This window comes from Enterococcus alishanensis, assembly GCF_019218635.1.
GTDB classification, from domain to species: Bacteria; Bacillota; Bacilli; order Lactobacillales; family Enterococcaceae; genus Enterococcus_A; species Enterococcus_A alishanensis.
Genome location: NZ_JAHUZB010000005.1, coordinates 69,816 through 83,064, shown reverse-complemented (window position 1 = coordinate 83,064; position 13,249 = coordinate 69,816). Strand labels below are relative to the sequence as shown.

At 35.5% G+C, this 13,249-nt stretch carries 14 protein-coding genes; 10 read left to right on the top strand and 4 right to left on the bottom strand.

Annotated elements, in window-relative coordinates; translation table 11 throughout:
• Positions 1-9 precede the first annotated feature (9 nt).
• The 6 genes from KUA55_RS12980 (at position 10) to rlmN (ending at position 6,368) form a co-directional block, all read left to right on the top strand.
• The gene (locus KUA55_RS12980; protein WP_218326807.1) at positions 10-642 is read left to right on the top strand and encodes an amino acid ABC transporter ATP-binding protein; all 633 of its coding nucleotides are present in this window, start codon (positions 10-12) and stop codon (positions 640-642) included.
• Positions 643-671: 29 nt separating this feature from the next.
• Complete coding sequence (locus tag KUA55_RS12975) at positions 672-1,508, top strand: amino acid ABC transporter substrate-binding protein (protein WP_218326949.1); 837 nt, start codon at positions 672-674, stop codon at positions 1,506-1,508.
• Positions 1,509-1,583: 75 nt separating this feature from the next.
• Positions 1,584-3,929: a DNA translocase FtsK gene (locus tag KUA55_RS12970; protein ID WP_218326806.1), complete on the top strand. Its 2,346-nt coding sequence runs from the start codon at positions 1,584-1,586 to the stop codon at positions 3,927-3,929.
• Between the two features lie 125 nt (positions 3,930-4,054).
• Positions 4,055-4,375 carry a PadR family transcriptional regulator gene (locus KUA55_RS12965; protein ID WP_218326805.1) on the top strand — a complete coding sequence of 107 codons (321 nt, stop codon included), beginning with the start codon at positions 4,055-4,057 and terminating at the stop codon, positions 4,373-4,375.
• 1 nt (position 4,376) lies between these two features.
• Positions 4,377-5,213 (top strand): DUF1129 family protein, encoded by an 837-nt coding sequence (locus KUA55_RS12960; RefSeq protein ID WP_218326804.1) that lies wholly within the window; start codon positions 4,377-4,379, stop codon positions 5,211-5,213.
• A gap of 84 nt (positions 5,214-5,297) precedes the next feature.
• Positions 5,298-6,368 carry a dual-specificity RNA methyltransferase RlmN gene (gene rlmN / locus KUA55_RS12955; protein ID WP_218326803.1) on the top strand — a complete coding sequence of 357 codons (1,071 nt, stop codon included), beginning with the start codon at positions 5,298-5,300 and terminating at the stop codon, positions 6,366-6,368.
• 84 nt (positions 6,369-6,452) lie between these two features.
• Here rlmN and KUA55_RS12950 read toward each other — a convergent pair whose 3' ends face one another.
• From KUA55_RS12950 to KUA55_RS12935, 4 genes are all read right to left on the bottom strand, one after another.
• The gene (locus tag KUA55_RS12950) at positions 6,453-7,286 is read right to left on the bottom strand and encodes an NUDIX hydrolase (protein ID WP_218326802.1); all 834 of its coding nucleotides are present in this window, start codon (positions 7,284-7,286) and stop codon (positions 6,453-6,455) included.
• A 106-nt stretch (positions 7,287-7,392) separates the two neighbouring features.
• Complete coding sequence (locus tag KUA55_RS12945) at positions 7,393-8,427, bottom strand: peptidylprolyl isomerase (protein ID WP_218326801.1); 1,035 nt, start codon at positions 8,425-8,427, stop codon at positions 7,393-7,395.
• 195 nt (positions 8,428-8,622) lie between these two features.
• Complete coding sequence (locus tag KUA55_RS12940; RefSeq protein WP_218326800.1) at positions 8,623-8,937, bottom strand: YtxH domain-containing protein; 315 nt, start codon at positions 8,935-8,937, stop codon at positions 8,623-8,625.
• Entirely contained in the window at positions 8,938-9,387 is a 450-nt protein-coding gene (locus KUA55_RS12935) for an HIT family protein (protein ID WP_343214729.1), read from the bottom strand. It lies immediately after the preceding gene.
• A gap of 182 nt (positions 9,388-9,569) precedes the next feature.
• Here KUA55_RS12935 and KUA55_RS12930 point away from each other — a divergent pair, with 182 nt between their 5' ends.
• From KUA55_RS12930 to KUA55_RS12915, 4 genes are all read left to right on the top strand, one after another.
• Positions 9,570-10,307, top strand: a complete 738-nt coding sequence (locus KUA55_RS12930) for an ABC transporter ATP-binding protein (RefSeq protein WP_218326798.1) — start codon at positions 9,570-9,572, stop codon at positions 10,305-10,307.
• Positions 10,300-11,508 (top strand): ABC transporter permease, encoded by a 1,209-nt coding sequence (locus KUA55_RS12925; RefSeq protein ID WP_218326797.1) that lies wholly within the window; start codon positions 10,300-10,302, stop codon positions 11,506-11,508. The genes KUA55_RS12930 and KUA55_RS12925 overlap by 8 nt, the downstream gene beginning before the upstream one ends.
• Before the next feature lie 2 nt (positions 11,509-11,510).
• Positions 11,511-12,380, top strand: a complete 870-nt coding sequence (gene dat, locus KUA55_RS12920; protein ID WP_218326796.1) for a D-amino-acid transaminase — start codon at positions 11,511-11,513, stop codon at positions 12,378-12,380.
• Positions 12,381-12,462: 82 nt separating this feature from the next.
• Positions 12,463-13,245: a phosphotransferase family protein gene (locus tag KUA55_RS12915; protein ID WP_218326795.1), complete on the top strand. Its 783-nt coding sequence runs from the start codon at positions 12,463-12,465 to the stop codon at positions 13,243-13,245.
• Positions 13,246-13,249 lie beyond the last annotated feature (4 nt).

Sequence of the window (13,249 nt, the reverse complement as noted above, 5' to 3'; positions counted from 1 at the left end):
GGTGAGAAAATGATTGAATTAAAAGATATTAACAAGTCTTATGGTAATAAAAAAGTGATTGATCATTTAGATCTAATTATTCCCGATGGACAAATTTTAGCCATTGTCGGACCTTCTGGTGGAGGAAAAACAACCTTATTAAGAACTTTAGCAGGCTTAGAAACAGCTGAAAGCGGCACATTTTTGTTGGATGGTCAGCCCTTTGATCCTAGCGATACGAAACAAGATCAAGTGGTGGGCGTTGTGTTTCAAGATTTTCAATTATTTCCCCATTTAAGTGTCTTAGATAATATTACAATTGGTCCACGTTTGGTTTTAAAAGAAGACAAAGAAACTTATCTAAAAAAAGCTCGTAATTTAGCTAGTTTATTAGGGATTGAAGAATTGTTAGATAATTATCCTTTCCAATTATCAGGGGGACAAAAACAACGCTTAGCAATTGCACGGGCGATGGCAATGGATCCTAGGGTTTTGGCGTATGATGAACCAACTAGTGCGCTAGATCCAGAATTACGGCAACAAGTGGAAAAACTAATTTTAGATTTAAAAGCTGATGGGGTCACACAAATTGTGGTAACTCATGATTTAGTTTTCGCAGAAAATATTGCTGACGAATTATTGAAGGTAGAGCCAATTTCATAAGTGATTCAAAAAATAGAAAAAATGGAGGAATTAAAATGAAAAAATTTTTATTCGGGTTTTTAGCGGTAATTAGTATGGTCACTTTAGCAGCTTGTGGATCAAGTAATGATTCAACTAGTGATTCAACAGATAGTTGGAAAACAATTGAAGAAAACAAAAAAGTAGTGATTGGTTTAGATGATACTTTTGTACCAATGGGATTTAAAGATGATGATGGAAAAATTGTTGGTTTCGATGTGGACTTAGCAAAAGCCGTATTTGATGAATATGGTATTACTGCTGAATTTCAACCAATTGAATGGTCTATGAAGGAAAATGAATTGCAAAACGGGACGATTGATTTGATTTGGAATGGTTACACTGTAACCGATTCACGTAAGAAGAAAGTTTCGTTCTCACAACCTTATTTAACTAATGAACAAGTCTTAGTAACTAAAAAGTCTAGTAACATTACAAGTGATGCAGACATGAAAGACAAAGTACTAGGAGCGCAAGAAGGGTCTTCTGGTTATGAAGGTTTTACTAGAGAGCCAGAAAAATTAATGGATATCGTAAAAGACAATGATGCGACTCTATATGCTGGTTTTAATGAAGCGTTTATCGATTTAAAAAATGATCGGATTGATGGCTTACTGATTGACCGTGTATATGCAGATTATTTCTTAAAACAAGATGGCACGATGGATGATTACAATATTTTCAATGCTGGTTTTAATGAAGAAGATTTTGCTGTTGGTGCAAGAAAAGGTGACAAAGAATTAGTTGATAAAATCAATGAAGGCTTTGACAAAATTCAAAAAGATGGCAAATTTGCTGAAATCACCCAAAAATGGTTTGGTGAGGAATTGAGTATGCCAGAAAAATAATCTTAAAAAGGGCGAACAAAACTTTTGTTCGCCTTCTTTTTTTTGTATAATGGGTAAGATGAAAAGAGGGATGACATGGCGCAAAAAAAGCGTAAAAAAAGAAAGACGACTAAAAAACAAAAACAGCTACAGGAACAACGATTAATTATTGTTATAGGACTAATTTTTATCTTATTAGCTGTCTTTGCGTTATTCCATTTAGGGTTTCTAGGGAACTTAATGGCCAACGTCCTACGGATAATTGGTGGGAATACTTACCCAGTTTTAGCAACAGCACTAATCATATATGGACTCTTGTTAGTTTTTAAAAATAATAAATTAAAAATCACCAAAGGGCGTCGCTGGTTAGGGATGCTAGTGTTTTATTTAGGTATTTTATTGTTCTTACAAGCGAGATTATTTGCTAATGTCGGGCAAGAACCAAATATTTTTGAAACCACGTGGGAGATTTTGAGACAGGATTTTGTTGCTAATCAAATTACTCAAAACGTTGGTGGTGGAATGATTGGCGCTAGCTTATATAGTTTAACTTATTTTCTGGTTTCCCAATGGGGCAGTTATTTAATTGCCGTTTTATTTTGGCTAGTAGGGATTTATTTATTTACAATGGTGAAATTAGAGAATGTCTTAGACTTTTTCAGTAACACCGGAGCAGTGCTTCAAGAAAAATTTGCTGAATCGGATGAGAAAAAGGGCTTAAGACAGGCCAAACGAGCCGAAAAAAAAGCTGAGAAGCAGAAAGAACAAGCTGAAAAAAAAGCTGCTGAAGCGGAGAAAAAAAATCGTGTAAGACCATTATCTGAAGGTGAGAAGCTAGCTAAAGCCAGTAAAGAAGAACCAGAAGAGCCGGTTTATGAACAATTACGAATTCCCATCGAAGGCTTTCAAGAAAATATCGAAAAATCAGTACCACAGCCTAAGCCGGAAGAAGAAACAACTGATATCGGTGATTTAGAATTTGAAATCAGTGCCGAGCCGGAGGATCATGATTATCAATTGCCACCGGTAACTTTACTGGATCAAATTCCACCAGCTGATCAAAGTGATGAATACAAACGAATCGAAGAAAATATTGATGTGTTAGAAAAAACATTTGATAGCTTTGGCGTAGATGCTAAAGTTGTGCGGGCTTCTTTAGGACCAGCCGTGACCAAATTTGAGATTCAACCGGCTGTCGGTGTAAAAGTTAGTAAAATTGTTGGCTTAACCGATGATATCGCTCTATCTTTAGCTGCCAAAGATGTCCGGATGGAAGCGCCGATTCCTGGAAAATCTTTAATTGGTATTGAAGTACCAAACAGCACTGTCAGCACTGTTTCCTTTAGAGAAATCATCGAAGCACAACCGAACCATCCAGATAAATTATTAGAAGTACCACTAGGAAGAGATATTTCGGGGATTGTACGGACAGCTGATTTAACGAAAATGCCCCATTTACTGATTGCAGGTTCTACTGGTAGTGGTAAGTCAGTTGCGATTAACGGAATTATCACAAGTATTTTAATGCGAGCAAAACCAAATGAAGTTAAACTAATGATGATTGATCCGAAAATGGTGGAATTAAATGTCTATAATGGTATTCCTCATTTATTAACACCTGTTGTAACTAATCCGCGAAAAGCAGCACAAGCACTGCAAAAAGTGGTGCAAGAAATGGAAGAACGGTATGAAAAATTTGCCGCAACAGGCGTCAGAAATATTTCCGGCTTTAATGAGTTAGTAATTCAAAAAAATCTGGAAGACGGACAAAATCGCCCTATCTTACCATTTATTGTTGTCATTGTTGATGAGTTAGCCGATTTAATGATGGTGGCTAGTAATGAAGTGGAAGATGCTATTACTCGTTTGGCTCAAATGGCACGAGCGGCAGGAATTCATATGATTTTGGCAACACAACGTCCAAGTGTTGATGTTATCACCGGAATTATTAAAGCCAATGTGCCATCAAGAATTGCTTTTGCGGTTTCTTCAGGAACCGATTCAAGAACAATTATTGATAGTAATGGAGCAGAAAAATTATTAGGTCGGGGTGATATGTTATTCTTACCGATGGGAGAAAATAAACCGATTCGTGTGCAAGGTGCATTTATTTCTGATCACGAAGTGGAACAAATTGTTGAGTTTGTGACTGACCAACAAGAAGCCCATTATGAAGAAAAAATGATGCCAACAGAAGAAGTAACCTCGTCACCTAATGAAGTTCCGCAAGATGAACTTTATGAAGAAGCCAAAGCATTGGTGATTGAAATGCAAACGGCAAGTATTTCACTGTTACAAAGACGATTTAGAATTGGATACAATCGTGCGGCCAGAATTGTTGATGAATTAGAAGCCAATCAAGTTATCGGTCCATCAACGGGTAGCAAACCACGAGAAGTTTATGTGGAAAAAATTGAAGAAGAACCAACCATCGAAGAATAGCTGAGGAAATCATTTTCCTCAGTTTTTTCTTTGAAAAAAATTAGCTAGTGAGCTTTACAAACTAGTTGAATTTCTTTATACTTTAAAACAGCTAGTAAGTAATACAAATTAGTTAGGAAGATTAGATGAAAAAAACTCAATTACTAAAAGGTGTTTTGGCTGGTTGTGTTTTAAAAATTATTTCTGAGAAAGAAATTTATGGCTATGAACTGGTTCAAATATTACAACGAAAAGGTTTTACTAGTATAGTGGGGGGCACAATTTATCCGTTATTACAAAAATTGGAAAAACAAGAATTAATCGTCGCAACTTTTAAATCCTCGCCAGAAGGACCTGATCGTAAATATTTTAAAATCACAACAAGTGGCGAAAACGCACTGAAAGAATTTGAACTTGAATGGCAGGAATTGGTTACAAATGTCGCGAATTTATGGGAGGACAAATAAAGTGAAGCAAGTGGAACAATACCGCAAGCAAAGAGAAGAGCTAGAAAAACAAATCAAACCGGAAAATCGGATGTATTACAAAAATTTGACAAGTTATACAATGTTTGCTGGATTTACTCATGATGAGACAGAATTAGAGGAGCAATTATTGATGATTTTAAATGATATTATCAAAGCTCAAGAGGATGGTATTTCGGCAGAGAAATATTTTGGTAAAAATCCACAAGAATCAGCAGATCAGATTATTGCGAATCTCTCAAAGAGTTCGTTTAAAGATCGCAGTACGCTAGTTATGATTATCGTAGGGATTGTTTGGATTTGTAAATTCATTGCCGATGTGAATCAAGATAGTGTGATGCAAATAAACTGGCTGACTTATTTATTGGAAGGTGCATTTTCAGTTGGGTTTATTTTTATTGTTTTCAAATTTTTCCAAAAAATGGTGTATCAAGAAAATCGTTGGTTAAAAGATCAAAGAGTTCAATTTGCTATATTATTTTTAGTGATCGTAGCTTGGTTAGCGGCAAGTATCTCAATGGCAATCTTTATGCCAATGTTTTATCCGATCACGATTCCTTTCCCATTTGATCTTGTCATTATCGGTGTATTGATGTTGGCGGCTTTGATCTTTGTTTTAAGATTAAAAGAATCAGTTTTTTATTCAATGATATTTTTATTTGAAGCCTTGGGTATCTTAGGGATTTTACAACGTCTATCAGCGAATGGGATTATTGCCAAAGTTCCTGCATCAGTGACTTTATTTTTCTTGATGGCGGCCTATATGATTTATACTTTTTGGACGATTCGAGAAACGCGAAAATTAAAAAGAAAAAATTGAGTTTTTGAAAAATTTTAACCAAGTAATTGTTTTATCCTGTGAAATCAGTTATAGTATGAATCGACTATTTTAGGAGGACTTTACTTGAAACCATCAATTTACGGCTTACGCAAAGAAAATTTAATCGATTGGTTGGCAGAACACGGTGAAAAAAAATTCCGGGCCACCCAAATTTGGGAATGGCTCTATCAAAAACGAGTAACTGCATTCGACCAAATGACTAATCTATCAAAATCGATGATTGCTTTATTAGAAGAAAATTTTATGATTAATCCTTTGAAACAAATGGTAGTGCAAGAAGCAAGTGACGGTACTGTTAAGTATCTGTTTGAACTACCAGATAAAAATATGATTGAAACAGTGTTAATGCGCCAAGAATACGGATTGTCTGTTTGCGTAACAACGCAAGTTGGCTGTAGTATTGGCTGCTCATTTTGCGCGTCAGGTTTATTGAAAAAAAACCGTGATTTAACTGCAGGTGAAATTGTCGCACAAATCATGCTAGTGCAACATTATTTTGATGAACGAGGTTTAGATGAACGAGTATCTCACGTAGTAGTAATGGGGATTGGCGAACCTTTTGATAATTATGACAATGTGATGGACTTTATTCACGTGATTAATGATGCCAAAGGTTTAGCGATTGGCGCTCGTCACATTACTGTTTCCACATCAGGTTTGGCACCAAAAATTAGACAATTTGCTGATAATGGCCTACAAATTAATTTAGCTATTTCTTTACATGCGCCAAATAATCAAGTACGAACATCTATGATGCGAATTAATAAACAATATCCGATTGAAAGATTAATGGATGCGATTGATTATTATTTGGATAAAACCAATCGTCGCATTACCTTTGAATATATTATGCTATCTGGGGTAAATGATCATGTTGAACACGCCAAAGAATTAGCCGACTTGTTAAAAGACAAGAAGAAATTAGTTTACGTTAATTTGATTCCTTATAATCCAGTAAGTGAGCATGACCAATATTCTCGTAGTGGGAAAGCGGATGTCTTGAAGTTTTATGATGTCTTAAAGAAAAATGGGATCAATTGTGTGATTCGTAAAGAACATGGAACCGATATTGATGCCGCTTGTGGACAATTACGTAGTAAGCAAATGAAAAAAACTAAAAAAGTAACTGCTTAGCCTTGAGGAATTTTTCTCAAGGTTTTTTTATATAAAAAGCGAAAGACAGAAAATAGCAAGCTATCTAATGTCTTTCGCTCTTATTTAAGTAGCAGTTTCTTCTCCGACTTGATCTTTTAACCGATAAATTTTTGACGGGCGACCGATCCCCACAGGTCTTTCCCCAATTTCATCGAAAAACTGTAACATGGCTTTTTTAAAATTGGAATGATCCATCGTACGATAATCAATGCCCATAAATTTAGCAAAGACTTTGCGGGCTTCAGTAATAGTAAATTCATCACCTAAAACTTGCAAAATTAATGGGTCATGATCCATCTTGTTAGCCACGCGGTTAAATGCTTTACAAATAATTTGGTTATGGTCAAAGGCGAGAGTATCTTTTCCTAAAGAATCGCCAGTTTTTAAATCAATTTCGATGGAAATATCATCGCTAGTTAAGAAGATATTATTGCCAATTCTTTCCATGTTAAACCAGCGAGCATCTTGGGTATCATCTCCAGCTTGTAAAGGAACTTGCCCTAAAAAAGCAATGTAGCTGACGGTAATTACCCAGCCGCGAGGATCACGATTTGGTGAGGAAAAAGTGTGTAATTGTTCGACATTTTTCCGACCTATCGTTAGGCCTGTCTCTTCCTGAGTTTCTCTGCGGACACTGTCATTTGTTGATTCATTGCGCTCAATAAATCCACCAGGCAAAGCCCAAGAATTACGATAAGGGTTTCCTCGTCGTTGAATTAAAAGAACTTTCAATTGATCTTCGACTTTGTTATAGCCGATACTGACAACATCTACCGTCACCGATGGTTTGTCGTATTCAGGATGGTCTTGTTCTTTATACCATGCCAAAAATTCTTCTTCAGAGGCAACATGCTCGTAGTAATCCTTTTCAGCTGCTTTGGAAGAAAATTCTTTCATATTGGTTCACCTATCTTTTAAAAGTATTATGTACTTTATTGTAGCATGAAAAAATAAAAAAAGGGAATCCCCATAGGAATTCCCTTGAAATGTTATCTTGTTTTAATTATTCAGCGGCTGAACTATCAGTAGCGGCTGTACTTTCGCTGGTTGCTGTACTTGATTCAGTTGTACTTTCAGCAGTTGAACTTTCACTTTCTGAAGTGGATGAAGATTTTTTCTTAGAAGATGATTCTGATGTACTGCTTGAAGTTTCTAAGAAGTCAGACAATACGCTGCTGAAACCATCATCTTCAATCTTCACATTTGCTTTTTTCAATTCTTTACGAATGACTTTAGTAGTAAAAGTAGAATCGCTTGTTTTTGTTGCGCGGGCAATTTTACGTAATTCTTTTTTGTATTTGTCCATGTCGTTGCCTTTAGAACTTTGTTTTTCCATTTTCACAATGTAGTAGCTAGTTGAATAGGTAGAAGAATCAGTTGATGAAATCACATCTGATACTTGATCATTTTCAAGACTGAAAGCTGCTGTTTTTACTTCATCTGGCACAGTTGTAGATTGTGAATCAAATTTAATTTTGCCACCATCTTCAGCCGTAGTAGTATCTTCTGATTTACTTTTCGCTTCTTCAGCAAAATCAGCGCCGCCATCAACTGCTGCCTTGATTTCATTGGCATCATCTTCGCTACTTACTTTAATGATTCGAGCAGTAACTTCTGGATGGAATGACTCCCAAGCAGTTTTTAAATCTTTGTCGGTTAACTTAACATTTGCATTTAAGCCTTTTTGGAAGGCCAATGATTGTCTTAAGTAATCTTTATAAGTACTCTTAGTGTAGCCAGCTGATTTTAACTGACTCTCAAAAGTTGAACCATATTGTTTTTCTTGGCTCTTGTATTCTTTGTCGACTGCTTTATCAGAAACTTCATCTCCATAAGCATTTTCAAATACTTTATAGATAATCATGTTACGGACCAAAGTTTGGTTAGTCGATTCTTTTTTCGCTTCATCGTAAAAATCTTCTACAGTGATTTTTCCGCCTTTCATTGTAGCGATGTCTGCGTTTGAACCGCCAGAACAAGCTGCTAAAACGACTGTACTTAGTAAGCCGACTGCGGCTAAAAGAACTTTTTTCTTCATAAAATTTTGACAACTCCTGTATTTATAATTTATATGTGTAATTATTTCCTTAATCACTATACCACAAGCAAATTTGGAAAATAAAGGTTTTTACAATAGTTTTCAACAATATTCATAATTTAGACACATTTGCTTTAAATATAGAAGCAAATCAAAAAAACAAGCGAACTTTTTTCATAAAGTCCGCTCTCATTGCTAATCGATCGAAAGATGATCGATGGTTTCTTGAATTTGTTTGATGCGTGGTTCTGCTTGAAAATTAAAATCCTCAATATCTTTTTTTACCCCAGAAGTAAATTCTGGTACTAAGGCATCAAAGGTTGTCTTCAAATCAATCACGGCCGTCCGAAAGTTTTTCAGGCTTTCATTCAATTCATCTGTTCGTTGTACGATGTCACGAACATCATCAATCATTTTTTCTTGGGTCTTACTACCTTTTCTTGGTGCTAATAACAAGCCAACTGCTGAGCCCACACCGACACCAAAAAGAATTCCTTTAAAAAAGCTCATTTATTTCACCTGCTCCTTAATAGCGTTAGCAATTGCAGTCATTTCTTCTGTCGAATATTTGCCAGTATGATCACCAAAATGAATCGAAAAGTCATCCTTCTTCGAATAGCGTGGGATCAGGTGAATGTGGGAATGGAAGACAGATTGGTAAGCTAATTCTTTATTATTATTCATAATGTTTAGGCCTTCCATCTCAGGAAAAGCTTTCTCGATTGCTTTGGCAATTTTAGGAATACGAGCAAAAACTTTTGCTGCCAAGTCTTCTTCGTATTCAAAAATATCTGCAACGTGTTCTTTCGGTACAACTAAGGTATGGCCTTTAGTTACTTGAGAAATATCTAAAAAGGCATAAACCTTTTCGTCTTCATAGACTCTATAGCTAGGAATCTCTTGATTAATAATTTTACAAAATATACAATTTTCCATTCTAGCACCTTCTTTTGAATTGATTAGTTTTACTTTACCATAAGTTATACTTTCTGGGTATGTTTCCAAAGCTTTCGCGTGAAAAAGTAAAAGACTTTGGTATAATTGACAAGAAAGAAATGGCAACTATCTTTAATATATGATAAAGACAAAGTTAAATCAGACTTAAATAGCCAAAAAGTCTGAAATTTAGGAGGAATTTTTCAATGAGTTTAGCGATTCAGCAAGTGACTGGTGGTTACGGTCATCTACCAGTTTTAAAAAATATCAGTTTCGATGTAGATAACGGGGAAATGATTGGTTTAATCGGTCTTAATGGTGCTGGTAAATCAACAACTATTAAAAATATTATTGGATTACTGACGCCAACGAAAGGTTCGATTACAGTCGATGATTTGACGCTACAGACATCACCGGAGGATTATCGAAAAAAAATTGGTTATATTCCAGAGACACCCTCTTTATATGAAGAATTAACTTTACGAGAGCACATCGAAGTAACTGCTATGGCTTACGATATTTCAAAGGATATCGCTTTTGAACGAGCAGAAAAATTGTTGAAAACCTTTCGTTTAGAAAACCGAATGGAGTGGTTTCCAACCAATTTTTCAAAAGGAATGAAACAAAAAGTGATGGTTTTATGTGCATTCTTAATTCAACCAAGTCTTTATATTATCGATGAACCTTTTTTAGGATTGGATCCGTTAGCGATTAATGCATTATTAGAATTAATGGTGGAAATGAAAAATGCAGGCGCGGCAATTTTGATGTCTACCCATATTTTGGCAACCGCAGAAAAATATTGCGACCGTTTTGTGGTTTTACATGAGGGTGAAGTCCGCGCACAAGGTACTTTGGCTGAATTACAGCAAGATTTTAAAATGCCAGAAGCTTCTTTGGATGAAATCTACATTGCTTTAACAAAGGAGCAGGCTCATGGATAACTTTTTTAAAGAGCGCTTGGCTCGTCATCAAAAAAAGATGATGCGTTATATGCGCTATGTTTTAAATGACCATTTTGTTTTGGTTTGCTTATTTTTAGTCGGTGGTTTAGGTTTCTATTATTCAAATTTATTAAAACAATTGCCAGCTGATTTTATATGGAGTTTGCCAATTGTAGGAGTGGTTTGGTGGTTTATTTTACCCTTTGGTAGTTTAGCTACATTAGTTGAACCAGCGGATATGACTTTTTTATTACCGAAAGAAACTGAAATGACTGGCTATTTAAATAAATCTTTGCGTCATTCATTGCCTTTTCCTTTTTTAGTAGAAGGATTAATATGTGGCGCGCTTATGCCACTAGTTGTTTTAGCACAAAATAGTTCTTTCAATCGATTTTTCCCATATTTAATTATGCTGTGGGTATTGAAATATAGTCTTTTAACGATTGAAAAATTTGCTAGCTATCAAGAGACAGCAAGTTTAGTCAAAAAAATAAAAATCGGCTGGTTTTTGTTAAGTGGTGGAATTATTTTTGTTAGTTTATATATTGGTGCTATCATTGGTATGATTACTGCATTAGCATTAATGGCTGGACTGATTGGTTGGTTAAATGGTCATCACAGATTATTAGATTGGACCTTTCTAATTAATCGTGAAAATCAGCGATTACATCGAATTTATCAATTCATTAATCTATTTACCGATGTACCAGAAATTGAAGCTAAGGTGAAACGTCGTCGTTATCTGGATCCTTTTTTAAGCAAGATTTCTTTCAAACAAGAAAATACGTATTTGTATTTATTTGCTAGAAGAGCTTTTCGTGGTTCGGAAATAAGTGGGTTGTTTCTACGTCTAATCGTCTTGGGTAGCGTAATTATTTTCTCGTTAAATGATTTTATTTTCTCCGCCGGGGTTAGTGCTTTATTTATCTATTTAATTGGTTTTCAGCTGATACCTTTGTATGGTCAGTTTGATTATGTAACGTTGACACAATTATATCCAGTAGCGAAAAAAACCAAAGAAAAAGCTCTACAAAAATTAATTGCTGTCTTGTTAGCGACAGGTGCGGTTATTTTTAGTTTGTGTACTTTAGGGCGAATTAGTTTGTTAGAAAGTGCCTTAGTTTTTGGGATATTAGTGATTGAGATTACTGTCTTTAGTTTGATTTATTTACCAATTCGAGTGAAAAAAATGGAGGCTTAGTTATGAAAGTTTTGTGGAATGAAGAAATTGTTGATGAAACAGAGGTACAGATTGATTTAGAGGATCGCGGCTATCAGTTTGGCGATGGCTTATATGAGGTCATTCGGATTTATGACGGTCAATTTTTTATGGAAAAAGAACATTTAGATCGATTGTGGGCGTGTGCAGATAAAATTCGTTTAACTTTGCCTTTTGAACGTGCAGAATTTAGTCACCGTCTACACCGTTTTGCTGAAGAAGTTGGGATTAAAGAAGGACGTTTATATTTCCAAGTGACTCGCGGTGTTTGCAAGCCTCGTCTGCATGATTTTCCTGATCCTAAGGAAGTCAAGGCTGTATTGACTGCTGACATTCAACCAGCAAGTCGACCTTTAGTGAAACAAAAAAATGGGATTCATTGTGGTTTTGTAGCTGATAAACGTTGGCTTCATTGTGATATCAAATCAATTAGTTTGTTAGGAAATATTATGGCGTTAGATGAAGCCAAGCAAAAAGGTTTTGAAGATGCAGTTTTAGAACGAGATGGTATAGTAACAGAAGCTTCTGCATCAAATTTATGGATGGTCAAAAATCAAAAATTATTTACTCATCCTGATGGTGAATTGGTACTGCCTGGGATTACTAAAATAAAATTACGAGAAATTGCTCAAGCTTTAAATATCGAGTTAATTGAAGAACCATTTACGACCACAGAATTGTTACAAGCAGATGAATGTTTCAAAACCAGTTCTGTGGCAGAAATTATGCCAATCGTTTCGATTGATCATCAAAAGATTGGTACAGGTGAAGTTGGTACGATAACCAATCGTTTGCTAAAGGCTTACAGCGAGGTTATCAAAATGACTGTGCAAGAAAATAAAAGCGAAATCTAAAAAAACGAACGTATATGCCCTTGACGAAGTGAGTTCAGGTGGCTAGAATAAGGATTACTGTTAATTGTTAGGGGGGACAAGGATGGAATTTCAGTTAGATAGCGACTGGCGTTTGCAACCGATAAAAGGTGATACTGGAAAAACTTATATTGGTTACAAAGCAGACGAACGAGTTTTTATCAAACAGAATACAACGCCAATGCTGGCTGCCTTGTCACAAGAAGGAATTGCACCAAAATTAGTTTGGATTAAAAGAACTGGCAATGGCGATACGTTAACTGCCCAAGAATGGTTAGATGGTCGTCTTTTAGAAGCCGATGAAATTACACAACGTAATGATGTAATTGATGTTTTGTATCATTTGCATCATTCTGAATCATTAAAAACTATGTTAAAAAAAATCGGCGGCCAACAAGTTTCACCAGAGCAACTATTAGCATCCTATGAAGCCGATTTACCAAATGAGTTGAAGGAAAACGAATTTGTAGAAAAAGTCCATGGTTATTTAACTACTCATCTACCAAAATATCCGAAAAAGAAATATACTGTTGTCCATGGTGATGTCAATCATCGAAATTGGCTAGTTTGTCGAAATTATTTATATTTGGTGGACTGGGATTCAGTTATGTTTGCTGATCCGGCTTTAGACATTGGTACTATTTTAGGGAATTACGTTCCGCTTTCTAGTTGGGGAACATGGCTCCTGAGATATGGGATTCAACCAACTGATGCCAATATTGAACGGGTGTATTGGTATGCTTTAATGAGCATTCTACTTGAAATTTCTCGCTTTTATATGCGAGGAGAAATCCATCATATGAATCGAACAATTTTACAATTAAAACGTATTTTTGCCGGAAGCTGAACAT